At 67.0% G+C, this 25,215-nt stretch carries 22 protein-coding genes; 3 read left to right on the top strand and 19 right to left on the bottom strand.

Features of this window, described 5'->3' with window-relative positions; translation table 11 throughout:
• Positions 1 to 63 precede the first annotated feature (63 nt).
• The 4 genes from HZA32_01315 to HZA32_01300 form a co-directional block, all read right to left on the bottom strand.
• Entirely contained in the window at positions 64 to 1,329 is a 1,266-nt protein-coding gene (locus HZA32_01315) for a DUF1501 domain-containing protein (GenBank protein ID MBI5422693.1), read from the bottom strand.
• 112 nt (positions 1,330 to 1,441) lie between these two features.
• The gene (locus HZA32_01310; protein MBI5422692.1) at positions 1,442 to 2,938 is read right to left on the bottom strand and encodes a DUF1800 domain-containing protein; all 1,497 of its coding nucleotides are present in this window, start codon (positions 2,936 to 2,938) and stop codon (positions 1,442 to 1,444) included.
• 46 nt (positions 2,939 to 2,984) lie between these two features.
• Entirely contained in the window at positions 2,985 to 4,136 is a 1,152-nt protein-coding gene (alr, locus tag HZA32_01305) for an alanine racemase (protein MBI5422691.1), read from the bottom strand.
• On the bottom strand, positions 4,133 to 4,813 hold the full coding sequence (locus HZA32_01300; GenBank protein MBI5422690.1) for a peptidase M22: 681 nt from the start codon (positions 4,811 to 4,813) through the stop codon (positions 4,133 to 4,135). Before HZA32_01300 ends, alr begins: the two co-directional genes overlap by 4 nt.
• A gap of 249 nt (positions 4,814 to 5,062) precedes the next feature.
• Between HZA32_01300 and tig the strand changes: the two genes are divergently transcribed.
• The 3 genes from tig (at position 5,063) to clpX (ending at position 8,390) form a co-directional block, all read left to right on the top strand.
• Positions 5,063 to 6,385: a trigger factor gene (tig, locus tag HZA32_01295; GenBank protein ID MBI5422689.1), complete on the top strand. Its 1,323-nt coding sequence runs from the start codon at positions 5,063 to 5,065 to the stop codon at positions 6,383 to 6,385.
• On the top strand, positions 6,382 to 7,002 hold the full coding sequence (locus HZA32_01290; protein ID MBI5422688.1) for an ATP-dependent Clp protease proteolytic subunit: 621 nt from the start codon (positions 6,382 to 6,384) through the stop codon (positions 7,000 to 7,002). The genes tig and HZA32_01290 overlap by 4 nt, the downstream gene beginning before the upstream one ends.
• Positions 7,003 to 7,079: 77 nt before the next feature.
• On the top strand, positions 7,080 to 8,390 hold the full coding sequence (clpX, locus tag HZA32_01285) for an ATP-dependent Clp protease ATP-binding subunit ClpX (protein MBI5422687.1): 1,311 nt from the start codon (positions 7,080 to 7,082) through the stop codon (positions 8,388 to 8,390).
• Between the two features lie 120 nt (positions 8,391 to 8,510).
• Here the strand turns inward: clpX and HZA32_01280 are convergent, their stop codons facing one another.
• The 15 genes from HZA32_01280 to HZA32_01210 are packed head-to-tail and all read right to left on the bottom strand — an operon-like array spanning position 8,511 to position 25,193.
• Complete coding sequence (locus HZA32_01280) at positions 8,511 to 9,578, bottom strand: M42 family metallopeptidase (protein ID MBI5422686.1); 1,068 nt, start codon at positions 9,576 to 9,578, stop codon at positions 8,511 to 8,513.
• 56 nt (positions 9,579 to 9,634) lie between these two features.
• Complete coding sequence (locus HZA32_01275) at positions 9,635 to 10,396, bottom strand: FkbM family methyltransferase (GenBank protein MBI5422685.1); 762 nt, start codon at positions 10,394 to 10,396, stop codon at positions 9,635 to 9,637.
• Positions 10,393 to 11,790 carry an NAD(P)/FAD-dependent oxidoreductase gene (locus HZA32_01270; GenBank protein MBI5422684.1) on the bottom strand — a complete coding sequence of 466 codons (1,398 nt, stop codon included), beginning with the start codon at positions 11,788 to 11,790 and terminating at the stop codon, positions 10,393 to 10,395. The genes HZA32_01275 and HZA32_01270 overlap by 4 nt, the downstream gene beginning before the upstream one ends.
• A gap of 47 nt (positions 11,791 to 11,837) precedes the next feature.
• Positions 11,838 to 13,217 (bottom strand): exopolysaccharide biosynthesis polyprenyl glycosylphosphotransferase, encoded by a 1,380-nt coding sequence (locus HZA32_01265; protein ID MBI5422683.1) that lies wholly within the window; start codon positions 13,215 to 13,217, stop codon positions 11,838 to 11,840.
• A gap of 50 nt (positions 13,218 to 13,267) precedes the next feature.
• Positions 13,268 to 14,449 (bottom strand): glycosyltransferase family 4 protein, encoded by a 1,182-nt coding sequence (locus HZA32_01260; GenBank protein MBI5422682.1) that lies wholly within the window; start codon positions 14,447 to 14,449, stop codon positions 13,268 to 13,270.
• Between the two features lie 3 nt (positions 14,450 to 14,452).
• On the bottom strand, positions 14,453 to 15,310 hold the full coding sequence (locus HZA32_01255) for a glycosyltransferase family 2 protein (protein ID MBI5422681.1): 858 nt from the start codon (positions 15,308 to 15,310) through the stop codon (positions 14,453 to 14,455).
• Entirely contained in the window at positions 15,303 to 16,778 is a 1,476-nt protein-coding gene (locus HZA32_01250) for an O-antigen ligase family protein (protein ID MBI5422680.1), read from the bottom strand. Before HZA32_01250 ends, HZA32_01255 begins: the two co-directional genes overlap by 8 nt.
• Positions 16,775 to 17,884, bottom strand: a complete 1,110-nt coding sequence (locus HZA32_01245; protein ID MBI5422679.1) for a glycosyltransferase — start codon at positions 17,882 to 17,884, stop codon at positions 16,775 to 16,777. Before HZA32_01245 ends, HZA32_01250 begins: the two co-directional genes overlap by 4 nt.
• On the bottom strand, positions 17,884 to 19,041 hold the full coding sequence (locus tag HZA32_01240) for a glycosyltransferase family 4 protein (GenBank protein MBI5422678.1): 1,158 nt from the start codon (positions 19,039 to 19,041) through the stop codon (positions 17,884 to 17,886). The genes HZA32_01245 and HZA32_01240 overlap by 1 nt, the downstream gene beginning before the upstream one ends.
• A complete protein-coding gene (locus HZA32_01235) occupies positions 19,038 to 20,225 on the bottom strand; it encodes a glycosyltransferase family 4 protein (GenBank protein MBI5422677.1) in 1,188 nt (395 codons plus the stop codon). The genes HZA32_01240 and HZA32_01235 overlap by 4 nt, the downstream gene beginning before the upstream one ends.
• Positions 20,222 to 21,064, bottom strand: coding sequence for an FkbM family methyltransferase (locus HZA32_01230; protein ID MBI5422676.1), 843 nt, complete (start codon positions 21,062 to 21,064; stop codon positions 20,222 to 20,224). Before HZA32_01230 ends, HZA32_01235 begins: the two co-directional genes overlap by 4 nt.
• Positions 21,061 to 22,557, bottom strand: coding sequence for a hypothetical protein (locus HZA32_01225; protein ID MBI5422675.1), 1,497 nt, complete (start codon positions 22,555 to 22,557; stop codon positions 21,061 to 21,063). Before HZA32_01225 ends, HZA32_01230 begins: the two co-directional genes overlap by 4 nt.
• The gene (locus HZA32_01220) at positions 22,538 to 23,869 is read right to left on the bottom strand and encodes a hypothetical protein (protein MBI5422674.1); all 1,332 of its coding nucleotides are present in this window, start codon (positions 23,867 to 23,869) and stop codon (positions 22,538 to 22,540) included. The genes HZA32_01225 and HZA32_01220 overlap by 20 nt, the downstream gene beginning before the upstream one ends.
• Positions 23,866 to 24,498, bottom strand: a complete 633-nt coding sequence (locus HZA32_01215; GenBank protein MBI5422673.1) for a class I SAM-dependent methyltransferase — start codon at positions 24,496 to 24,498, stop codon at positions 23,866 to 23,868. Before HZA32_01215 ends, HZA32_01220 begins: the two co-directional genes overlap by 4 nt.
• Positions 24,495 to 25,193, bottom strand: coding sequence for a PIG-L family deacetylase (locus tag HZA32_01210; protein ID MBI5422672.1), 699 nt, complete (start codon positions 25,191 to 25,193; stop codon positions 24,495 to 24,497). The genes HZA32_01215 and HZA32_01210 overlap by 4 nt, the downstream gene beginning before the upstream one ends.
• Positions 25,194 to 25,215 lie beyond the last annotated feature (22 nt).

Genomic DNA, 25,215 nt, shown 5'->3' with positions numbered 1-25,215 from the left:
ATTCGTTTCGTCGGCTCAGTCCTCGATGTGGACTGAGCCGGAATTTCCGCTTCGAGCCTGCGCTCAGACGAAGGTGAGCGGGGCGAACTTCGTGCCGAGGATTTTCTGGGAGTCGCAGGCGAGCCAGCGGTCGAGGACGGTCGCGTAGACGGTGCGGAAGTCGGTCGAGAAGGTGAGATCCTGGTTGTGCTCGACCGCGAGACTCGGGGCGGTGCCGTGCAGGCCGGACTTCACGTGCGAGCCGAGCACGAAGAGCGGCGCGGCGGTGCCGTGGTCGGTGCCTTTGCTTTCGTTTTCGCTCGGGCGGCGGCCGAATTCGGAGAACGTCATCGTCAGCACTTGCCCGTCGAGCTTCTTGCTCTCGAGGTCGCGTTGAAAGGCGGCGAGTCCTTCGCTGAGTTGCTTGAGGAGCTGCGCGTGCTGGCCGGCTTGGTTGGCGTGGGTGTCGAAGCCGCCGAGCGAGACGTAGTAAACGCGGGTGGAGTTGCCGGCGGCGATGAGGGCGGCGACGTTGCGCAGCGAGCCGGCGAAGGCGTTGCCGGGATACTCGGCGCCGGGCCGGTAATCGGCGAGGATCTGCTGGAAACGTTTCTCGGTGACGAGCGCGTCCATCATCGTGTGGCGCAGGTAGCTCGTGTTGTCGTGCTCGTGGTCGTCGTGGTTGCCCGCGCTGGCGGCCGGGCGTTGGAGCATGTGCTCGAGCAGTGCGAGATTTTCGCGCGAGCCGCGGCTGCCGCGGGCGCCGGCGGCGAGGTTGAAGGTCGCGTGGTTTTGCTCGCTGAGGAAGGCTTGCGGCACCTCGTTGCCGATGCTGACGGCGCACGGCGTGCCGGCCGGTGTGCCGGCGCAGGCGTTGTCGAAATAGCGGCCGAGCCAGCCGGTCGCGAGCGTCTTGTCGGAATCGGCGGCGGTCTCCCAGATCTCGGTCGAGCGGAAGTGCGAGCGGTTCGGGTTGGGGTAGCCGACGTTTTGCACGATGCCGAGCTTGCCGTCCTTGAGCAACGCGTGGAGCGGCGCGCAGGCCTTATGCAGCGCGATGCCGTCGGTGACGGGCAGCAGATCGGCCTGTGCCAAGCCGAGGCTGGGGCGGAGGCGACGGTAGTTCGGGTCGGCGAAGGGGACGACGGTGTTCAGGCCGTCGTTGCCGCCGGCGAGCTGGACAAGGACGAGAATCGTGCGGTCCTTTTCCGCGACCGGCGCCTCGGCGGCGACGGACTCGACGATGAACGACGGGGCGAAGCGGCTGAACGCGAGCAGGCCGATGCCGCGGCTGGTGTATTTGAGAAACTCGCGGCGCGTGGAGGGGAGGAACGGGTGCGGGTTGTTCATCGGGAAGAAAAGCTGAGAGCTGAGAGTCTAGAGCTGAGAGACGGTTGCTCAGAGTTAAGGGGGGGTGTGGGAGCGCGGGCTGATCACTGAACGCTGACGGCTGACTGCTCGCTCAGCAGAGCTGGTAGTTGGGCGACTCGAGGAGCGTGGCGAGGGCGGTGCGGACGCGGGCGCGGGGCGCGGCGTTGCCCTTGGCGAGGAAACCGGCGAGTTCGTCGGCGAGCGCGGGGTCGGCTTGCGCGGGAAGCGCGACTTGAAGCAACGCGCGGGCGGCTTCGGCGGGCGGAAGCTTGGCCCAGGCGTCGAGGCGGCTCGGTGCGAGCGTGAAGTTCGAGACGCCGTTGGTGGCGGCGACGTCGAGTTCGAAGAGTTCGTCGGCGTTGAGCGTGGACTCGTTGAGCGGGTTGAGCAGGGCGTTGGCGACGGCGCGGCGCGTGGAGAGCGTGGCGGAGTTGATCCAGTTGCGGCCGCCGACCCAGCCGCGGACGTTCGGCGGATTGAACGGCATCTGGCCCATCGAGCGCAGCGCGCCGATGATCTGGCGGGCGAGCGGCGCGGGCGTGAGGTCGAGGTCCTGCGTGAGGCCGAGGAAATACTGGAGCGGGCTCTTGATGAAGTTGCCGCGAAATTCCTCGGCGTAGAAGAGGCGGCTGCCGAAGAAGGCGCCGAGGAGGGAGCCGAATTTGTAGCCTTGTTGCGCCCACCACGCGCCGAGGGCGTCGGTGTAGTCGGCGGGCAGGGCGGTTTCGCTGAGGTAGAACTTCACCATCTCGCGCGGCAGGAACGTGCCGGCGGCTTTCTGGCGGAAGACGAGGTCGATGATGCCGTCGCCGTCGAAGTTGCCGGTTTGGCCGAAGACGGTTTTCGCGCCGGTGTCGTGCTGGCGGCGCTGGAAAACGAATTTGCCGGCGACCTGGCGGTAGCCGGTGAAGGCGCGCGCGGCCTGCTTGATGTCGTTCTCGGTGTAGTTGCCTTCGCCGAGGGTGAAGAGCTCGAAGAGTTCGCGGGCGAAATTCTCGTTGGGCGCCTCGGCTTTGCTCTGTTGCAGGTCGAGGTAGACGATCATCGCAGGCGAGCGGGACATCGCCTTGGCGAGCACCGGCGCGGACGAGAGTGCGGCACGGCGGATCCAGTCCTGGTGTTGGTAGAGCAGGGCGGAGTTCTTGACCTTCTCGGCCCCGACGACCCAGACGTCATGGAGGAACAGGCACCATTTTTCAAAGGGCGCGTGCTCGGGCTTCGCGGCGAGTTGCAGCCACTGGACGGTCATGTCCGCGAGTGCCTCGCGGGAGCGTTCGCGGGCGTCCTGCGCGGCGAGGCGTTTTTGCTCGGCGTCGCCGCGGGCCATGGCGCGGAGGAGTTCGGGGCCGTCGGTTTCGAGCTGGGCGATGAGGGCGGGTTTCGGGAAAGCGACGGCGTGCGAGAAGGCGCGCTTCAGGGTTTCGACAGGGCCGTCCTTGAGCGCGCGGGCGGTCTCGGTGGGTGTCGCCGACCAGCCGATGCGGCGGAGGAGGTGGCGGGCGGCGGCCTCGTCCCACTCGGTGGCGGGGAGGGGTTGCCAGGCTTCTTGCGGAGAAAGGGAACGAAGCGAAGGAACGGCAGTGGCCATGAGCGCGGGAGGTTGTCCATGAGACGCGCTGCGCCGCACGGAAGTTTCACACGCCGAGCGCGGTCTTGTAGCGGCGGGCGACGCGTTTGGTGACGGAGGTGAGCGTTTCCCAGGGGATCGTGTCGGCGGCGGCGCTGAATTCGGCGAGCGTGATCTGCGCGTCGCCTTGGCGGCCAACCAGCACGACGGACTCGCCGGCGGCAGGTGGCGCGGGCAAGTCGGTGACGTCGACGATCGTCTGGTCCATGCAAACGCGGCCGAGGATCGGACAGCGTTGGCCGCGGACGAGGACCGTGCCGCGATTGCTGGCGGCGCGCGGGAGACCGTCGCCGTAGCCGGCGGTGACGACCGCGACGCGCGAGGGACGGGCGAGGCGGTGGGTGCGGCCGTAGCTGACGGTGGCGCCGGCGGGGAGCTCTTTCACGAGGCCGATGCGCGCGTGGAAGCTGAACACGGGTTCCGTGCGGACGCGCGCGAGGAGCGAATTCGGGTGGGGGAGGACGCCGAATTGCAGCAAGCCGACGCGCACGGCGTTGAACGGGCTGTCGTCGCCGGGAGTGGAGGCGAGGCCGGCGCTGTTGTCGGCGTGGATGAGCACGCGGCGCGGATCGAGGCCGGGGAAGAGCGCGATCGAGCGGAGGAAGAGACCGCGTTGGTCGGCGGTGAATTGCGGATCGTCGTCGGCGCTGGCGAAATGCGTGAACACGCCGGCGAGGCGTAGGTGCTGGGATTCGACGATGGCGCGGTAGAGTTCGGGCGCGCGGTCGGCCCAGACGCCGAGGCGGCCCATGCCGGTGTCGATCTTGAGGTGGACCGCGATGGCTTTGCCGGCGGTGCGGGCGGCGGCGTCGAAGCGCTGCACTTCTTCGAGGCTGGAAACGGTGGCCGCGAGGTCCAGCTCGGCGAGGTAACGTTCCTCGTCGGGCAGCGTCGCGCCGAGGAGCAGGACGGGAAAATCGGGGCTGAGTTCGCGGATGGCGGCGGCCTCGGCGATGTTGGCGACGGCGAGGAGATCGGCGCCGGCGTGCATGAGACGCGCGGCGGTTTGCGGGAGGCCGTGACCGTAGGCGTCGGCTTTGACGACGGCGACGTAGCGGATGTGCGGCGGGAGCGAGGCGCGGATGAGGCGGAGGTTGCGCTCGAGGGCGGCGAGATCGATCTCCGCCCAGCAACGCAGCGGAAGTTGAGCGGAGCTCATTTCGGATTCGCGGTGGCGGCGCTGTGGACTTGCGCGGACCACTTCTTGTATTCGGGCGCTTCGTGCTGGAAGGCGTCGGGGGCGTCGGTGGCGGTGAAGAGATCGGCGTCGGCGTGCGCGGCGAAGAGGGTCGCGAGGTCGAACGCGCAGTCCTGCGTGGCGCGGGGCGACTTGCTCCAGGCGCGGAAGGCGGCGGGTTGCCAAAGCGCGGCGGTGGCGGCGACTTCGGCGGACATCGCGCGGCGGAGCGGTTCGATGCGGTCGGGCGCGGCGAAGGCGACGAGGTGCCAGCTCTCGCGGCGGGCGTCGGCGATGACGGCGCCGGTTTGTCCGGTGCGGGCGAGTTCGTGGGCGAGGAGCGCGAGGCTCTGGAACTGATAGGCGGGCCGTGCGGCGAGCGCCTGCCACGTGCGGAGCGCCATCGCGACCGTGCGCACGCCGAGCATGGAGCCCGGGCCGGCGTCGAACACGAAGGCGCGGACCTCGGAGAGAGTCAGGTCGGCGGCGCGGAGGACGTCGTCGGCGAGAGCGAAGAGCGCTTTGCCGGCTTCGTCGGTGCTGGTGCGCCAGAGTGGCGGCTGGCCAGTGCGGAGGAGGCCGACTTGGATCGTGGTCGAGGCGGCATCGACGGCGAGGATACAGCCGTGAGTGGCAAGGAGTTGAGCGAGGGAGGCCATCAGCGCGGACGACAATGGGGCGGAGAAGCGAGCGCTCCAAGCCCTCAAATCTCAAACTCCAAAAGTCCAAACGCCAAAATGCAGGCGGTCCGGCACCGGAAAGAGTGGTGTCCCGTTTCTTTGGGATTTGGCCCTTGGCGCTTGGAGCTTGCCCGCGCGGCGTGCGGGCCAGAAACGGCTCTTGACCGGGCTGCGAGCGACGACTTACCTCGACCTCTTTTCATTCAGAAAACGCCCGAATTTAAAGCCGTGAACGTTCAAATCACCGACACCAACGAAACCCGCAAGATTCTCACCGTGACGCTCGACAAGGGCGAGGTGGACGCCGAATACAAGACGCTCGTCGGCGAATTCGCCAAGCAGGCGAGCCTCCCGGGCTTCCGTCCCGGCAAGGCGCCGGCCGCGATGATCGAGAAGCGCTTCGCGAAGGAGCTGAAGGAAGAATTCAAGGGCCGCGTGGTGAGCAAGGCTTACCGTCAGGGCCTCGAGGAGTCGAAGCTCGACGTCATCTCGATCGTCGACGTGGAGGAAGGCGAGTTCGCGCCCGGCCTGTCCGCCGCCGTGAAGGTCACGGTCGATGTCCGTCCCGAAATCACGCTCCCCGAATACGTCGGCATCGCGACCGAGGTCGCGCCGACCGAGCCCACCGAGACCGAGATCGATCAGGTGATCGAGGGTCTCCGCAGCGAGCGGGCGGATTTCAAGGTCGCGGAACGTCCCGCGGCGAAGGGCGACTACGTGCGTTTCGGCTACACCGGCACGCTTGAGAGCAAACCGTTGACCGAGATCGTGGGTGACAAGGCGATCTACGCCGCCGCTCCGCAGACTTGGGAAGAAGTCGAAGGCGCCAACGAGGGCCTGCTCCCCGGCGTCAGCAAGCAGATCGCGGGCGTGAAGGCCGGCGACAAGAAGGACGTCACGGTGACGTTCCCGGCGGATTTCGCACCAGTCCCGGCGCTGGCCGGCAAAGCGGTCGTCTACGCGGTCGAGGTGCAGGAAGTCCGCGAGCGCGCGCTGCCGCCGCTCGACGAAAAGTTTTTCAAAGACAACCAAGTCGACTCGCTCGACGCGCTGAAGGCCCAGATCAAGGCGAGCCTCACCGGCCGCAAGGAATACGAGAACAAGGCCAACCAGCGCCGCCAGATCACCGACGCGTTGATCGCGCAGGCGAACTTCCCGGTTCCGGAAAGCCTCATCGCCAGCGAGCGCGACGGCGTGCTGCGCCAGTTCATCGAGGAAAACATGCGCCGCGGCGTGCCGCAGGAGGAATTCGAGAAGAACAAGAAGGAACTCTACGACAGCGCTTCGAAAGCCGCGCTCTCGCGCGTGAAGGTGCAGCTCGTGCTCGCGAAGATCGCCGAAGTCGAGAAGCTCAAGGTCGACGAGAAGGATCTCAACAATTGGCTCATGCGCGAAGCGATGCGCTCCGGCCAGAAGCCCGACAAGCTCGTCAAGGAGATCGGCAAGGACCGCGAGCAGTTCCGCGCGATCCAGCAGCAGATCCTTTTCGACAAGTCCCTTGATTTCCTGGTGTCCAAGGCTACCGTCAAACCGGCAGCCGCCACCAAATGAGCTACTACGTTCCCATTGTCCTCGAAAACACCGGCCGCGGCGAGCGGTCGATGGACATCTACAGCCGCCTGTTGAAGGATCGCATCATCTTCATCGGCACCCCTATCGACGACGTGGTCGCGAACTTGGTGATCGCGCAGATGCTGTTTCTGCAGATGGAGGACCCGAAGAAGGACATCCATCTCTACATCAATTCGCCCGGCGGCGTCGTGACCGGCGGCATGGCGATCTACGACACGATCAACTTCCTGCAGTGCGACGTCGTCACTTATTGCATCGGCATGGCCGCGAGCATGAGCACGGTGCTCCTCGCCGCCGGCACGAAGGGCAAGCGCTTCGCGCTCCCGAACAGCCGCGTGATGATCCATCAGCCCAGCGGTGGCGCGGGCGGCCAGGCGGCTGACATCGCCATCGCGGCCAAGGAAATCCTGCGCTGGCGCCAGACGCTCAACCAGACGATTGCCAAGCACACCGGCAAGACGGCCGAGCAGATTGAGAAGGACTCGGACCGCGACTATTATTTGAGCGCCGAAGAGGCCAAGACCTACGGTATCGTCGATCACGTGGTCAGCTCTACCCGCGACGCGCAGCAGATTGCCGGCACCCCCGCGGTATAAACGCCCGGCATAGGGCCAATTCTGACGGGAAAAATCCCTCGACTAAGCGGCTCTAGGGGCCGATATCTGATTACACCATGGCCAAATCGTCGCGCATGACCCTGTGCTCGTTCTGCGGCAAATCGCAGGCGGAGGTCCGCAAAATTATCGCGGGCCCAGGAGTTTACATCTGCGACTCGTGCGTCAACGTCTGCAAGACGATCATCGACCGAGAGGTGAAATCCACCCCGGCCGACGCTCCGGCGGCCAACAAACCGGCGTTCCGCCTGGTCAAGCCGTCCGAGATTAAGAAGGTCCTCGACGATTTCGTCATTGGCCAGGACCACGCCAAGAAGGTCCTCTCGGTCGCCGTCTATAATCACTACAAGCGCCTCAACTTCGACCCGAGCCAGGCCGCCCGCGACGGCATCGAGATGCCCGCCGAGTTCACCGACGTCGAGGTCGAGAAGAGCAACATCCTGCTCGTCGGCCCGACCGGCTCCGGCAAGACTCTGCTCGCCCGCACGCTCGCGAAGATCCTCGACGTGCCCTTCGCCATTTCCGACGCCACGACGCTCACCGAAGCCGGCTACGTCGGCGAAGACGTCGAGAACGTCGTGCTCCGCCTGCTCCAGTCGGCGAACTACGACGTGAAGAAGGCCGAGTGCGGCATCATCTACATCGACGAAATCGACAAGATCCGCCGCACCACCGAAAACGTCTCCATCACGCGCGACGTCTCCGGCGAAGGCGTGCAGCAGGCGCTGCTCAAGATTCTCGAAGGCACCGTGTGCAACGTCCCGCCGCAGGGCGGCCGCAAGCACCCGAACCAGGAATACATCCAGGTCAACACCTCGAACATCCTCTTCATCTGCGGCGGCGCGTTCGTTGGCCTCGATCAGGTCATCAAGAAGCGCGTCGGTCACCGTTCGCTCGGCTTCCACATCAACGACAAGGACCACGAACTGTCGCCCGACGAGATGATGCGTTCCGTCGCTCCCGAAGATCTCGTGCGCTTCGGCATGATCCCGGAATTCATCGGCCGTCTGCCGGTCGTCTCCGTGCTCGACGAGCTCAAGGTCGAAGACCTCGAGCAAGTGCTGCTGAAGACGAAGAACGCGATGGTGAAGCAGTATTCGAAGCTCTTCGCGATGGACGGCGTGCAACTCAGCTTCACGCGCGACGCCGTGCGCGCCATCGGCAAGAAGGCCATCGAACTGAAGACCGGCGCCCGTGCGCTCCGCGCGATCCTCGAGAAACTCATGCTCGAAGTGATGTATGAGCTTCCGCAGCGCGACGATGTCGTCGAGGTCGTGATCGATCAGGCGGTCGTCGAGGGACGCAAGCGCCCGACGTTGAAGAAGGCCGCGAAAGGCGCGGCGACATCCACGAGCAAGGACGCGGCCTGAGCGGTCGCGACACTCGGAAAACAAAAGGCGCGGTGAAAACCGCGCCTTGTTCGTTTCCGAGAGTAGCGCAGGCATCTTGCCTGCCTCGGACGTGATTGCAGGCGAGACGCCTGCGCTACGTCACCAGTTGAAGCTCTCGCCGCTCTTCACGGACTTCGCGAACTCGACGAACAGCTTCACGCAGTTCTCCACATCCTCGAGATCCACGACCTCGCTTGGCGTGTGCATGTAGCGCAGCGGAATTGAGACGAGGCCGCACGCCACGCCGCCACGGGCCATCTGGATGGCACGGGCGTCGGTGCCCGTCGGGCGCGGGTCGGCTTCGAGTTGGTAGGGAATCTTCGCCTTCTTCGCGCATTCGACGAGGCGCGTGTAGACCTTCGGGTTGATGTTCGGTCCGCGGCAGATGATCGGTCCGCCACCGAGCTTGGTCTCGCCGAAGCGGCGGTTGTCGCAGTCGGGGTGATCGGTCGCGTGGCCGACGTCGACCGCGAGCGCGACGTGCGGGTCAACCGCGAACGCCGACGTGGTCGCGCCGCGCACGCCGATTTCTTCCTGCGTGGTCGCGACCGAAACGAGCTTCGCGCCGAGCTTCGCCTTTTCCTTCTTCAGGCGGACGAGCGCTTCGCCGACGACGTAGGCGCCGACTTTGTTGTCGAAGGCGCGGGCGGTGCCGACGCTGCCGTGAATCAGCTCGAATTCGTGGTCGTAGGTCGCGACGTCGCCGATCGCCACGCGCTGGAGAGCCTCCGCCTTCGAGCCGGCGGCGATGTCGATCCAGATCTCGTGCTTCTTCGGGACCTTCTTGCGGTCCTCGTCATCCATGAGGTGGATCGCGCGCTTGCCGGTGACGCCCTTCACGGGGCCGCTCGCCGTCTGGATGATCACGCGTCGGCCGGAGATGATGCTCAGGTCGTGGCCGCCGATCGTGTCGAAGTAGAGGTAGCCGTCCTTGTTGACGTAGGTGATGATGAGGCCGAGTTCGTCGATGTGGCCGGCGAACATCAGCGTCGGCGCGCCCTTGGTGTTCAAAGTCGCGTAGCGGCAACCGAGCGGGTCGTTGGCGTAAGCGTCGGCGTGCGGCTCGACGAATTTGTCGTAGACGGCCTGAGCCTGCGCCTCGGCGCCGGAGGGCGACTTGGCTTTGAGCAACTCGGTGAGAAAAGCGGGTGCGACGTAGTTCGACATGGCTCTACCTGTGTTTCAACGCGGCGCGTGCCGCAAAAGGAAAATCGCCGACGGCGTCACGTGGGCCGGAGCAAAAAGTCTCCGCCTTCCTTGCCGCCGTCAGGGCCGGGCTGCAGCGCGTGCCAGTCGTAGCCGAGCGGATCCAGCAGCGCCGCGGTCCCGTCGACTTCGATGCGGCTGTGAAATGCCATGACGATCAGCGGGCGGGCGCGGCGGATCGTTTCCGCTGCACCGGCGAGCGCGCGATGTCCGTGGCCCTCGACATCAACTTTCACGAGAGCGGGTGGGCGTGCCTCGCCCCGCTCGACGACGCCGTCGAGCCGGAGCGTGCGAATGCGCAGGACGGGCACACCGGGGCGTGCGCGTTCGTTGGCGTCGTAGGCGAGGTGACCGCCGGTGTCGCCGTCGACGGGATCCGCGATCAGTTCCGATTCACCGTCGCGATCGGAGGCCGCGGCGCAGAGGCACTTCATCCCGTCGAGCCGATTCAGATTTCGGTGCCGCAGGAGGCGCGCGAAATTGGACGGCAACGGCTCGACCGCGAGGACCTGACCCGCGGGGCCGACGCGCTGGGCGAAGCCGACCGCGTAGTAGCCAAAATGTGCGCCGAGGTCCCAACAAACTTGGCCGCGGAGATCGCCGAGTTGTGCGAGCGCGTTGCTGACGACGGGCTCATGGCGGCCCTGCCAATAGGCGGTCCACGGGTGGAGCGTCCATCGGGCTCCGGCGTTGTAGCCGCCGCGCGCGCGGACCGGGAAAAGCTCCGCCCGGGTGAGTCGCAAGCCGGCGGCGAGCCAACGATGCAGCGCCTGGTTCAACGCCCGCGGATTTGGTCCGCGATCTCCTCGAGCGGATACGTAATGATTTCCGCGAGGGTCGGGTGATACCACGGCGCGCGCAGCAGATCGAAGACGGTGCCGCGCTGCGCCATGGCGACGGAGAAACAGTGGATGAGTTCGCCGGCGTCCTTGCCGACGATTTCCGCGCCGAGAATGCGGCCGCGCTTCGGTTCGGCGATGACCTTCACGTAGCCGTATTTCGCCTCCATCAGGATGGATTTGCCGTGGTCGTCGAACGGGTAGGACGCGGTCACGTAGTCCACGCCGTCCTCCTGCAATTGCGATTCGAGTCGGCCGACGGTGGCGAGCTGCGGGTCCGTGAAGACAACGTTGAGCAGGAGCGAATAGTCGACGGGCTTGATGCCCTTGACGCCGAACGCGTGACGCACGGCGAGTTCGGCCTGCTGGATGGCGATGTGGACGATCTCCGCCGGTCCGGAGCAGTCGCCGGCGGCGTAAATGTGCGGCGCGGTCGATTGCTGCCAGCGGTTGATGACGATCTGGCCGCCGGGGCTGGTGCGGACGCCCGCGGCCGGGAGTCCGAGGTTGGCGGTGTTTGGTTCGCGGCCGAGCGCGTTGAAGAGATGCGCGGCGCGGCGGACGACGTGCTTGCCGTCGTGTTGGAATTCGACGGTGGTGCCGCGCGCGTCCTGTTTGATCGCGGTGATCTGCGTGCCGGCGAAGAGCTCGATGCCTTCGTCAACGAAGGCGCGTTGCACCACGGTCGAGGCGGACTCGGAGTGATCGCGCAGGATGTTGCGGCTGCGCTGGACGAGCGTGACCTTGCTGCCCATGCGGCTGAGGAATTGCGCGAGCTCGCACGCGACGATGCCGCCGCCGAGCACGATCACGCTTTTGGGCAGGAAATCGAGGTCGAGCACGTCGTCGCTTGTCCAGAATTTCGCCTCGGCCAGCCCGGGGACCGGCGGCACGGCGACCTTCGAGCCGGTGCCGATGAGGAAAAAGTCGGCGGACAGCCGCTTCCCGTTCGAGAGTTCGACGGTGTGCACGTCCACGAATTTTGCGAAGGCGCGGTGCAGGTCGAATTTGCCGTTGGCCAGCGCCTGCTGCCGGTAGGCGGCGAATTCGCCGATGATCTTCACCTTGCGGGCGTGCACCGCCTTCATGTCGGCTTCGGCGCCGCGCACGCGCAGGCCGAATTTCGCGGCGTGGCGCGCGTGGTGGAGGATTTCGGCGCTGTAGAGCAGCGTCTTCGAAGGCATGCAACCCTTGAGGATGCAGAGGCCGCCGAGTTCCTTGGCGCCATCGACGATGGCGACGCGCTTGCCGAGGGAGGCCGCGAGACGGGAGGCGTTGAAGCCGGCGGAGCCGCCGCCGAGGCAGATGAGATCGTAGTGTTTGGAGCGAGCCACAGGTAACGGATACGCAGACGCGCGGTTTATTCCAGCGCGCGACCGGTTCAGCGCCCTTTGCCGAAGAGCATCACGTGAATCGTTTTCAGCACGATCGACGCATCGAGCACGAAGGAAAAGAACCGGATGTAGTAGAGGTCATACTCGAGCTTGCGCATCGTGTCCTCGAGATTGGCGCCGTAGGGATAATTGACCTGCGCCCAACCGGTGATGCCGGGCTTCACGAGGTGGCGGAAGTGGTAGCAAGGGATCTTCTGCTCGTATTCCTCGACGAGTTTCACCCACTCGGCGCGCGGGCCGATCAGGCTCATGTCGCCGCGGAAGACGTTCCAGAGTTGCGGTGCCTCATCGAGGCGGACGGCGCGGATGAAGCGCCCGATCGGCGTGATGCGGTCGTCGTTCTCGCGGGTGTAGGGATCGCCGGCGTGGTGCACGCGCATGGAGCGCAGTTTGTAGGCTTCGAAGAGCACGCGGTTGCGCCCGACGCGGGTCTGGTGGAAGAAGATCGGGCCGCGATCAGTCAGCCAGATGATCGCTCCGAGAATCGGCAGCAACGGCGCGAACAAGAGCAGACCGATGCCCGAAAGCACGATGTCGCTCAGGCGTTTCATGCGCTCGAACACCGGCTCGCGCGCGATCTGGAAACCCTCCTGGAACAGCCAAGTCTGGTTGAGCCGGTAGAGGGGAATTTTGCGCCAGTAGACCTGATGGAAGAGTTCGAGCGTGTAAGTCGGCACGCCGGAAAAGCTCAGCTGGACGAGTCGTTGCGCGACGGCGGAAGGCAGCTCGTGGCTGGATTCGCGCAGGATGATGGCGTCGATTTGCCCGGAGTATTCCTCGAGGTAGTCGACGACGTCGCCGAACGGCGGGGTCGACACGCTCTCATTGCGAGGGCGCGCGACCGTGGAGCGAACGAAGGTCTCGTGCGTGGCGTAGAGCACCGACTGCTTCATCGCGTTCTTCCGGCACTCTTCCTTGAACGCGAGGCACGCTTCCGGGCTGCCCAGAAAAAGGAAATAGCGCTGCTGTTCGCCTTGGTGGACGCCTTGGTAGAAAATCCGGCGATACCAGAGCGAAACCGGGATGATCGCCAAGTATGAGACCGACGTGACGAAGCGGCTGGATTGCAGCTCGAAGCCCGCGGGGATGAACGCGTAGGTGAGCAGCAGCGTCAGCATGAGCACACCCGCCTGCGCAATCACGTGCAACGAGGCGTAGGTGATCGACAGCATGTCGGTGCGCGCGCTGTAGCCGTCGATGAGATAGACGCCGAGGAAGTGGATCACCACCGGAAGGAACAGCGGCGCCAGGATCCATCCGTGCCCATCGGAGACGCCGTAAAGCCACGCGATCAGGTTGAACGAAAGCACGACCGCGAGGGCGTCGAGGAAGACGAGCGCGATCGTGACTTGGCGGGCTTTGGTCATGCGGGGGCGGTAGCAGCTAAGCGGGCGGGAGATGGTCGAGGCAATGTCGTTTAAGACGAACGGGCGAGCGAGCCGAGCAATCGCTCCCACTCAGCCAGTCGAGTGCCAAACGCGAAACCGTTCGCGAATTCAGCGCGCGCCGCTTCGTGCAGCCGCGCCATCGCGTTGCGGTCGGCCCGCCAGACGCGGATCGTCCGGGCAATCTCCGCGGCCTCGCCCGGCGCGAAAGCCCGGCCGGCGCGCCGGGCCAGCGTCGCGCATTGGGAATCGGGGGCGCCGACGAAGATGACCGCGCGGCCGGCGGCGAAGATGCCCGCGAGTTTGCTTGGAAAAACGCACCGCTCGAAACCGGGGCGCAACGTCACGAAATGCGCGTCGGCCGCCGCGAGCGTCGCCGCGAGCCGTGCGCGGGGCTGGGGCGACAGCAGGCGGACGTTGACGAGCGCATGACGGGCGACGAAGTCCGCGACCTCCTGCCAGCGTGCGCCCGAGCCGCTGAGCACGAAATGAATCGAAGGCTCGTCGCGGAGCTGCAGGGCGGCGGCGAGCAGGGTGTCCATCTCGTGCACGCGGCCGAAGTTGCCCGAGTAGGCGACGACGAAGCCGTCACCGACCTGCCACTCGGCGCGCACCGCGGCGATCTGCTCGGCGGTGGCAGGCGTCTCGAGTTCGCGCGGCGCCCAGTTGTTCGAAATCAGCGAGCGTTCGCGCGGCACGCCGGCGGCGTGCACGGCCTCGAGCATGTCATCGCTCAAGACTACGCACGCGTCCGAGGCGCGCCACGCGGCGTTGCGTGCGAGCTGCAAGGGCCAAAGGAGCGGCGCGGCCCATGCGCCGAGGTGCCGCCAAACGACTTCCGGGTAGGTGTCTTGAATCCACTGCACCACCCGGGCTCCGCGGGCGCGGGCGAGTCGCGTGGCCGCCACGGCGAGGAGCGGAGGATCGGTTTTCAGCACGACGACGTCGCCGGGTGCGACGAGTGCGGCGAGCTCGCGGCGCGCGGCGAGCAGAAACTGCGAATAGCGACCGAGGCGACCGGCCGGCTCCGCGCCGGTGCGGTGAATCGTCACGCTCGCCGGCGCGCCGGTCGTCGTCGCCTCGCCGCTGGCGATCACATGGACGTCCCAGCCGTGCGCTCCGAGGCCGACGGCGAGATCGGTGAGGAGTTGCGCAGTCGCGGCTTCGCTCGGCCAGAAGACGCGATTGACGAAGATGATTTTCCCGCGGCCCAAGGGTTAATTTTTTTCCCGGCGGAGCTCGGCGGCCTTGGCGGCGCTGAGGAATTCATACCAGCCCATCAAACGGCAGAAGACGAAGCCGCGGTAGCCGTCGAGGAAGCCGGCGCGCCAGACGTAGTGGTAGAGGAAACGCAGCGTCGGACGGAACGGCAGGCGCCACGCGAGCTGGCGCAGGCGGCGTTTGCGGGCGAGCGCGGCGTCGATGGCCGGGTCGCGCGGACCGCCGGAGACGGCGAGTTGCTGGCGGGCTTCCCAGTTCGAGTAGCGGTTGTGTTTCTCGACCCACGTGGCGATGTCGGGGAAGGCGTAGTGTTCCATCTCGCCGCGCAAGTAGCCGGCGGTGCCTTCGAGGAGCACGTGTTCGTGGACCTCGTTGTCGCCGCTGCCCGTGTCGCCGGTGGCGGCGGGGCGTTCGTAGCGGCCGAGCCGGTGGCGGAAGAAGCGCATGTTCCAACTCGGGTAGTAGCCGCAGTGGTTGAGCCAGCCGTCGAGGAACCAGAAGCGGCGGTTCACGTAGTAGCCGGCGTGCGGCGGGGTGGCGCTCGTCGCGATGGCGCGCATCTCGGCGGCGAGTTCGGGCGTCGCGCGCTCGTCGGCGTCGATGATGAAGACCCATTCGTTGCGCCACGGGACGTTGGCGAGGGCCCAGTTCTTCTTTTTGGGAAACTCGCCGTTCCACGCGAAGTCGACGACGCGCGCTCCGGCGGCTTCGGCGATGGCGCGCGTGGTGTCGGTGCTGCGCGAATCGATGACCACGACCTCGTCGCAGAAGGCGACCGAGGCGAGGCATGCGGCGAGGTTGGCGGCCTCGTTTTTGGCGGGGATCAGGACGGAGATCGGGGCGCGGTCAGTCATGGACAGGAGCGCCGTCGCGGCGCTGGCCGATGAGATCGAGTCGAGCGTAGGCGGCGCCGGTGTAGAGCGTGACCCAGAACGCGATCATCACGGAAGGATTGGCGAAGGGGAATTCCACCCACGCATACACCAACACGATGCCGCAGCCCGCGAGCAGGTAGCGCGGCACGTGCGATTCGACGCGGCGCCACGGGACGTTCCAAAGCGGCATGACGCCGAGGAGGAGGAGGAGGCCGGTGCCGGCGAAACCGACCTCGGCGAGCGATTGCAGCCAGTCGTTGTGCGCTTCGGAATAGAACGGTTTCCAGCCGCCCGGGCCGGGATCGGGCGCGGAGTTGTAGATCATAAAAACGTTCGCGTAGGTCTCGAGGCCCCAGCCGAACGCGGGTTTTTCCGATGCCATGTTCCACGTGTCGCGGTAGAGCCGGAGGCGGGAGTTCAGCGTCGCCTCGCCGTGGATCTCCTGGAGCTGGCGCACCGTGGCCTGCGCGCGGACGGCGATGACCTTGCGACTCAGCGCGACGATGCCGACGGCGGCGATGAGCGTCACGAGCACGACGCCGGCGAAGGGCTGCACGAGCGACTCGTGATGCTCGCGGCGCGTGCGGACGAGGCGGAAGAGGAAATGAATCACGGCTCCCATCACGAAGACCGCCAGCAGCACCGAGCTCGAGCGCGAGCCGCTGAGCGGGGCGGTGGCGGCGAGGAGGGCGGTGGCGACCGCACCCGACAGGACGGGCGAGTGCCAGAGGTCGCGGGAATTCTCCCGGCGCATGGCGTGGAAAAGCAGCGCGAGGCACGCCGCGGTGTTCAGCACGGTGAAGGCGCCCCAGTGGTTGTGATAGATGAACGAGGCGAAGAAGAACTCGTTCGGGGACTTCACGCGACCGAACCAGAGGCCATCCGAGTGAAGGAGCTTTTGAAACGTGCCGAAGACGGCGAGCACCACGGCGTTCGCGGCAAACACCACGAGCAGCCGCCGCAGATGCCGCCGAGCCTGAATGACGAACAGGATGTTGTAGGCCGAGAGCACGATGCCGTTGAACTGCCAGAGTTCGCGGAGCGAGAGTTCGGGCCGCGCGCTGCTCGGCAGCCAAGGCCAGCGCGGGGTGAGGTGTCGGAACATCGCCTCGCCCTGAAAAAGGACCTTCTGCGTGCTGGGATTGAAGACGCTGATCAGCACCAGCACGTCGAACAAGAGCAGTGGCCACAGGTGGCGCACCAGCGCGCGCGTGGCGTCGCCGCGCGACGAGCGGCGGCCGGCGGTCATCAGGAACAGCGCGATGCCGATCGATCCGAGCACGAGCAGCAGATGGCGGGAGAACGGCGCCTGGCCGCCGTAGCCCCACGAGATCGCGACAACCAGCAGCGAGACGTGCGCGACGATGACGCTTTCCCAGAGTCCCTCGCGGCGGGAACGGATGGGCGCCGGGCGGAAAGTGCGGTCGCTGGACGGCGCGGGGATCATCGTTTCAAGCTGCCGTAGAAATCGAGCAACGTGCCGGCGGCGCTCGCCCAAGTGAACTCGCGCGCCACCCAGTCGCGGCCGCGCGCACCTTGGGCGGCGAGCTCTGCGGAAGAGGCGGCGAGCGCGCGCGTGAGCGCAGTGTCGAACTTCTCCCACGCAACACAAGCGCCGGCGTCGTGGCGGTCGAGGCCCTGCCACGGCGTCGTGTCCGTCACCAACGCAGGCACGCCGGCGGCCAGCGCCTCGGCGACGACGAGGCCGAAATTCTCGGAGTGCGACGGCAGCAGGAACAGCTCCGCGGCGGCGAAGGGCGGCGGGCGTTCGCGACCGTCCGCCACGAGCACGCGATTCGCGTCGGTCCACTGGCGGACTTGCTCCACGGAAAAGTCCTCCGGCACGCCGGCGACGAGGAGCAGCCAGTCGGCGGGTGCGCGCGCGAGCCAGAGTTCGATGAGTTCGCGGAGGCGTTTCTTGCGGTGGAAACGCGAATAGAACACCGCGACGCGGCGTTCCCGGAGCGCGGGGAACGCTTCGCGCCAGGCGGCGCGCGCGGTGGCGAGTTCGGCCGGAGAGGGGATTTCGACGCCGTTCGGCGCGACGCAGATCGGTTGGGTGAATCCGCGGCGGCGGATGTCGTTCGCCTCGTCGTCGCTCGTGGCGTGCCAGCCGGCGGCGTTGCGGAGAGCGCCGGGATGGACGAGGGTGTTGGCGAGTTGCTTGCGCCAGCGGCGGTGCTGCCACGCCCAGTCGGTGAGCATGCCGCGCGGTGAAATCACGAGCGGGGCGCCGTGACGGCGCGCGGCGTCGTGCGCGTAGCGCAGCGTGAGCAGCCACAGCGCGTGCGAATGGACGACTTCGTAGCGCGTGACGCGCAGATGGGCGGCGAGGCCGGCCGAGCGACAGAGCCAGCGCGGCATCTCGCGCGGAAACACGGTGACGGGTGCGGCGTCGTGGGGGCCCGCGGGCGCCATCGATTGGCCCGGCTCGAGCGTGGTGAGCAGCGCGGTCGGCGTGCGCGCGGCCATGGCGTTGGCGAGCGCGCGCACGGATTTCGAGGGACCGCCGTGGCGGTCTTCGAGGCTGGGCACGACGTGGCAGAGCGGCATCAGCGGATCAACGAGGCGAAATCTTCGAGCAGCGCGTCGGCGAAGACCGGGAAATCGAACCGGCGGACATCGGCGCGCGCCGTGGTGGCGATTCGCCGCCGCCGGTCGCCATCGCGCAGCGCCGAGGCGAGCGCGCCGGCGAGACGCTCCGCGGCGTCGGGTGCGGTGTGGTCGAAGATGAAGCCGTTCTCGCCGTCGCGAACAAAGTCCCGGAAGCAGGCGAGATTTGAGACGACCGGCACGGCGCCGGCGGCCATCGCCTCGGCAACGGCGACGCCGAACGTTTCTCCTTCGGCGGCGAGGCTCGGGTAGCAAAAGACATCCATCCGCTGGTAGATCGCGGCGAGGATCCGGTCGTTGAATTGCGGGTCGAGGAGGTGGAAGCGTTTGCTCGGGAGCGCGACGGAGAGTCTTTGGAGCAGCGTGTTGCGGAAGGCCGAACCGGAACCGCCGCGGGCCACGTCGGCCGGGCCGCAAAGCAGCACGCGCCACGGCGGCAGATCGGATTGGGCGGCGAGGATTTTGGCGGCTTCGGCAAGGAGCATCAGTCCCTTTTCCGAATGGATGCGGCCGACGAAGCCGATCGTCAGTTCGTCGGGCACGCGCGCCGGCAGCGAGGCGGGTTCGGGCTGCGGAGTCGAGAGCTGCGACCAGTTGATCGGGTAGCCGGTGACGCGGATGGCGTCGGCGATGGCGGGGCTCTCCTCGATGAGGCGCTCGCGGACGAGGCTGCTCGGGGCGAGCACGCGCGCGAGCGCGCGGTAGCGGCGGTATTGGCCCTTGGGCATGCGGCCGCACATCACGACGATGCGGCCAGAGGACGGGCTCCAGCGTCCGAGCCACATGGGCAGCGAGACGGCGTTGCAGATCACGATGTCGGCCGGCGGCAAGGCGCGGTAGGCGCGCCAGCTCCAGACGAAGTCGTGGACGAGATTCTTCCAGAGTTGCGAGCGGTGATCGTGGCCCGGCAGGCGGCGATAGGTGACGCCGTCGAGTTTCTCGAGCGAAGGGTGGCCGGTCCATTCCCGCGAGATCGAGACGACCTCATGCCCGCGGGCGGCGAACTCGCGGCCGAGGGCGAACCATGTTTTCTCGGTCGAGCCACCGCTGATCGGAGGCACCGGCAGGAAGAAGCCGTTGACGATCGAGATCTTCATGCGCGGGCGGGCAGGCTGGAGAGGGCAGCGACGAGCCCGGCGGTGGTTTGCGGATAAGTGTAACCGGCCGCGCGCTCGCGGGCGGCTTGGCCGAGGCGGTCGAGTTCCTCGCGTGGTGCGCGCAAGGCGGCGCGCAGCGTCTCGCCGAGCGCGGCGGAATCGTTGGCCGGGAAAACCCAGCCCGTTTCGCCGGGCACGACGAGATCCCGCTGACAGCCGACGAGGTCGGAGACGAGGCAGGGCAGGCCGAGGTGCATCGCTTCGTTCACGGCGAGTCCCCAGGTTTCGTAGAAGCCCCGAGAGGGGAGAGCGAAAATGTCGGCGGAGAGGTAACGCGACGGCATCTCGGTCTGGTTGGCAAAAGGCAGGAAGCGCACGTCGCGGTCGCGGCGCGTGCGGGCGAGCTCCTCGAGGCGGGAGCGCTCAGGACCGTCGCCGACGAAGACCAGCGCATCGCCGCGCGTGCCGACGGCGTGGAAGGCTTGGAGGAGTTCGAGCGGTTGCTTGCGCTCGTGGAATTTGCCGGCGAAGAGGACGACGCGGCGGCTGTCGAGGCCGAGGTCGCTGCGCAGGCGCGCGGCCGCGGCGCGCGTGGCGGCGTCGCCCGCGTCGAAGCGCTCGGCATCGACGGAGTGAGGGGCGAAGAAGATCTTTTTCTCCGGCACGCCGAAGGCGCGGAAGTAGTCGCGATTGGCGGTGCCGACGCTGGCGAAGGCGGCGAACTGCCGGAAGAGCGTGCCGAGGGCGAGGCGGCGGAGGAGGTTGGGCGCGCCGCGGCCGAGCAGGTGCGAGTCGCCGCGCAGGATGACGGGCACGCGCGCGCGGCGGGCCCACCAGAGGGCGCGGAGGTGCGAACGCCAGTTGTAGCCGAAGAGGAGCAGCGCGTCGGGTTGCCACGCGGCGAGGCGCGCGGGGAGCGCGGGGTTGTCGAGGCCGTTGAAATGGTGCGTGCCGGGATCGCGCGCGATGTTGGGGACGAATTCGGATTCGTAGCCCGAGAGCAGGTCGAGGTCCCACTTGATGGTCTGCTCGAACTGGGGATCGCGTTGCGCGGTGACGCCGAATTCCCAGAGGTAGAACACGCGGAAATCGACGGCGTGTTGCGCGGCCATCCATTGGAACCACGGGCTGTAATACTGCACCGGGTGCGAGAGGACGATCGCGAGGCGGCGCGGCACGGTCATGCGGGCGAAAGGAGGCCGCTGGACGGATGGATGAACACGGCGTTGTCGCCCTCGCCGGAGAGGACGCCGGCGGCGGGCACGAGGCGATTGCGGCGCGCGACGTAGGGCACGTAGCCGTGGGAGCGGAGCGTTTCACCGACGCCGGGGCCGGATTCGCCCATGATCTCGGCGTGGATCGCGCCGATCTTGCCGGCGGCGAGCGCGCGGGAGGCGCCGGCGAGTGCGCCGGGTTCCGCGCCTTCCATGTCGAGCTTCCAGAGGTCGATGCGGTCGAGGCCGAGGCGCGCCATCTCGTCGTCGAGCGTCACGAGTGGGATCGAATCGCCCTCGGTGGCGTCGAGGCGGTTCCACGAGCCGTGGGTGGTGGCGTCGCCGACGGAGCGGAGAAACGCGGTGCCGGGTGCGGCGGCGAGGCCGTGGGGGCTGATGGAGACTTGCGTGAGGCGGTTGGTTTCGACGCAGCGCGTGAGCCACGCGCGGGCGTCGGTGCCCGGTTCGTAGGCGAAGATGCGCGGCTGGGTGAGTAGTTGGGAGAAATAGAGCGTGGTCTGGCCGATGTTGGCGCCGGAATCGACGACGGTGCGGATGCGGTCGCGGTTGGCGAGGAGCCAGCGCCAGAAGGCGTAGCCCTCGTAGTAACCGTAGACGATCCAGCGGTGTGGCGGGGTGGCGAGGTCGAGTTCCCACGGGATGCCGGCATTGGTCTCGATCCACGCGACGCCGTGGCGCGCGAGGGTGCGCGAGAAGAGGCGCTCCATGAGGCCGAGTTTGCCGGGGAACTCCCAAGGGCGCAGGCAGCGCAGCGGGAGCGGGAGGGGGACGAGCTCGGGTGTTTTCATGAACCGAAGGAGCGGATGAACATCGGCACGCCGAGGACGGCGACGCAGGCTTGGAAGAGCGAGCTGAGCCAGATGCTGAGGGTGAGTTCGACCTGGAAGCTCCACGCGATCAGCACGACGAGCAGGAGGCCGCCGTAGGAGACGAGCGGGCTTTCCGAGCCCCAGCTGGTGACCTTTTTGAGGATGGAGCCGATGAGCAGCGCGAGCGCGCCGACGCCGAAGAGGCCGAAGTTCGCGTAGGCTTCCGAGAGCATGCCGAAGCCGATGGTGGTTTTCTGGGTGTCTTCCTCGGTTTGCAGGCCGAAGTAGCGCGAGAGGGTGTTGGTGCTGATGTGGCCGACGGGTTTGTCGGGCCAGAAAAAGCGCGGCACGAATTGCCCGGGGATGTGCTTGTAGGTCTCGCCGTAGAGGTAGGGCTGGCGCTCGGGGCACGACGAGATCACGAGGCACATGATGTGGAAGAGGGAGGTGCGCTCGAGGAGCTTGGTGGTGGAGGCCTTCTTCTTCTCCTCGTCGTTGGCGATGCTGACGCCGTTTTCAATCCATTCCGCGTAGAAGGAGGGAAGGTCGGTGATGCTGATGCCCTGGGCTTCGGGCGCCCAGTATTTGGCGCGCAGCTCGGTCTTGCCGTTGTGGAGAATCGCCAGGAGCGGAATCACGGCGAGGAGCAGACCGAACGGCAGGCGGCGGGCGGCGGAAACGTAGCCGAGCAGTGCGAGCACGACCATGGAGATGCCGCCGACGAGGAAGAGCGACGCGCACTGCAGGATGAATTGGACGATGAAATTCGTGGCGAAGAAACTCATGTCACGCCGGGCGAGGGTGCCGGCGCCCCAGCGGCGCGAGGTCAGGAACGTCGCGACGATGCCGATGCCGTAGAAGGCCGCGCGCAACACGCCTTCCGACTCGGTGGGGATGAACTTGAAGAGCAGATCGCGGTAGAAGGTGCTGAACGCGGTGTAGATCGTCGTCAGCGTCATGCCATAGGCGAGGTAGCGACTGAGTTTTTCGGTGACGATGGGCTGTGTCCAGAAATCGGTTTTGCGCGGCTGCCCTCGCACGAAAAGGTAGGAGAGGATAGCGAGCGTCTGAAACAGGATGACGCTGAGGGCTGCCGTGGTGATGGTGTCGGAGTGGTAAAGTGCGAGCTGCTGGTGTCCGCTGAGCAGCGGGATCGCATAAGCGTTCACCGTGGTGAGCATGAACGTCTCGAAGATCGGGAACGGCTTGTTGTCGCCGCGCGCCCAGAGCAGCGCCGGGAGACAACCGAGCGCGAGGATAGTGAGCCCGAAATAGAGGTGGAATGGATCTTCGACCTTGGCGGACTTCGCGTAGTAGAGCGTGAGGAAGGCCAGGCCGGCCAGGCCGAACCGGAACAGCATGGGATCCTCGTGCTGGCCGGGGCGGCGAGGCGCGTTCAGGTAGTCGACGACCGCGGCGTCGGGCGACGGCTCAGGGGGAGGCGGAGGAGGTTCAGGATTCTGCGGGAGCATCGGCGGAACGGGCGAGCGCGACGTCGAACAGGGAGCATTGGCGACGGGCGAGCGCGGCGGCGGTCAGGGTCTCGGCGAACCAACCATCGCAACGCGGGGAAAGCAACGCCGCGCGTTCGCCGGCGGCGGAGGCGCGGAAGACCGCGGCGACCTCGCGCGCTGGTTGAACTTCGTAGCCGAGGCGCATGAGCGTCACGACGCGGGCGCATTGCAACCGCTCGAGGAGGCGCAGCAACAGGCTGCCGTCGTGCGCGAGCGCGAGAATCGGGCGCTCGGCGAGGTAATACGGGTAGAGCTTCGAGGGCGAATACGCGAGGTCGTCGGTGCCGAGGAGCAGCAGGCCATCCGCTGCGCGCATCAAGCGGAGCGACTCGAGGTAGCCCACGCGTTGAGGCATTTCGTGGACGAGGTCGCCGACGTCGTAGGCTTCGGCGAGATGTTGCGCCGATTTCGTCGCGCGGCTCGGGTCGGCGTAGGAGGTGCCGATGAGGTGCAGCCGAATCTTCGCGGCGAGTTCCGGCGCGCTTTGGCGCAGCAGGCGGAGGCCGGAGAACAGCACGCGCAGCGAATGGCTGAATGAGGGGCCGAGGCTGCCCGTGACGACCCAGTTGAATTTGTCGGCGGGCAGTTCGATCGACAGCGGCACCGGCGGAGCGGCGGCGAGGTAGTCGAAGTCGGCTTGCGGTGCGCCGAACGGAATGACCGCGTGCGGCGGCAGGGGCTTGCGGGTGTAGCGGCGGCGCAATTCGCTGAAGTAGTGCGGCGAGACGCTCATCAGGCCGGCGGCGTCGTAGAAGGTGGTTTCCTCGAAAAGCCAGGCGGTGAAGCGGGCGAACTGGTATTTCCAACCGCCGGGCGGACGCGGCGCGCCGGGGCGCTCGTAGTAGTCGCTGCGCCACGGGTCCTGCAGATCGACGACATACGGCACGCCGTAGCGCCGGTGCCAGAGCCGGCCGAGCGGCGTGACGAGGTATTGGGTCGTCGTGAAGAAAACCAAGTCGAAGCGCTCGTGCTTGAACAAGGGGATGGCGGCGCGGTTCAACTGCGCGACGCAACGCAGGCCGAGATTGTTGATGCCGAACCAGCGCGTCACCTCGCGCGGAAACGCATCGCAGTAGTGCACGCGGACGTCGGCTGGCAGACTCGGGAGCAGCGAGTCGTCGTGCCAGTCGGCGCGGTGGCGCGGATCGACCGCGAGCACGACCGGATCCCAGCCATGCGCACGATAGTAGGGCAGACTCATGCGCACGCGCTGGCAATCCGGCGCGTTCACCGGCGGGAAATGCGGGCTGACGATGAGGACGCGTTTCACGAACGGGCGGGGCGCGGACGCAGCACGCGGATGTCCCAGATCTGTTTGCCGTCGGCGCTCATGACGGCGGTGGCTTGGACGGTCTCGCAGACGGAAGCCATGCGACGCCATTGAGCGGCGTAGGCGCCGAAGCGAAAATGGGAGAGGAAGAACAACCCGCCGGGCGCGAGGTGCCGCGTGAATGCCTCGAGCGTGGCCGCAGGATCGTGCGCGTAGCCGATGCACTCGTTGAACGAAATGGCGTCGAACTCGCCGTCCGGCCGCCACGTCTCGTAGTTGCCCTCGATGAATTCCATGCGCGCGAGTTGGAGCGCGCGGGCCCGGGCGACCGCCTCGGAGGACAGATCGACGCCGAGAAAACGCGCGAACGGGTAGTGGCGGAAAACGGTGGCGAGCCGGCCGCTGCCGCAACCGAGGTCGAGCACACGTGGCAGCGAGGGGAAGTGGTGATTGATCGCGCCGGCGAGCACGAGGTTGCGCGGCAGTTCGTCCCAACCGAAGAAATGATCCCAATTGCCCGAGCTATATTCGCGGTCGAGCGCATCCTTCGCGATGGGACGGCCGAAGCCGGCGGGGTCGCGGACGAGGCGTTGGAGGAGGCGGTCTTTCAGGCGGGCGAGCGTGTTCATGGCAGGTGGGGGCGATGGAAATAGAACTCGTGATCGGCGAGCGCGGCGGCGACGAGCGCGGCGGGCAACGCGGCGGCTTGCGAGGCGTGGGCGCGCAGGGCGCGGCGCTTGGCGTCCAGCCACGGCGCGCTGGCGAGACGATGGTTTTCGTCTCCGCGCAACAGTTGGGAGCGCAGGCGCAGCGGATTCCACCACGCCCAGACGGGATATTCCCACATCTGCGGCTGGAGCCCGGCGACTGCACACGCCTCACGCGCGATCCAGAAAACGGCGTCGTGCTCCGTGCTGCCGCCGCCGAGAAAAGGAACGAGCACGTGCGACGGTTGGTGGCGCCGGAGAAGTTCCGCGAGCTCGCGCAGCACCCGCGCCCGCACATCGGGATCGAGCCGGTCCAGTTGACCGTCGGGCGCAGCGAGAAATTCGGCCTGAGTCGGTGGCAGACCCAGCGCGGCGAGCGCGGCGAGCGCCTCGGCTCGACGACGCGCGGCGCGTTCGCTGCGGAACTGGTCGGGTGCCCACTCGGCGCTGGCGCTGTCGGAAACGAACACGACGTGCGTGGCCGCGCCGCGCGTCGTGCGGGAGGCGATCAAGGCGCCGCAGCCGAGCGTCTCGTCATCGGCGTGAGGGGCGAGCACCAGCAGGGGCGACGTGTCCGGTGTGAGGGGCCGGCTGTTGGCGACGAGCAAGCGACGCATCACGCGACCGAACTGGAGACGC

The sequence above is a fragment of the Opitutia bacterium genome (assembly GCA_016217545.1).
In the GTDB taxonomy this organism is placed as follows: Bacteria; Verrucomicrobiota; Verrucomicrobiia; order Opitutales; family Opitutaceae; genus Didemnitutus.
The sequence above is the reverse complement of the archived record's forward strand: the minus strand, read 5'-3'. Positions and strand labels throughout refer to the sequence as shown.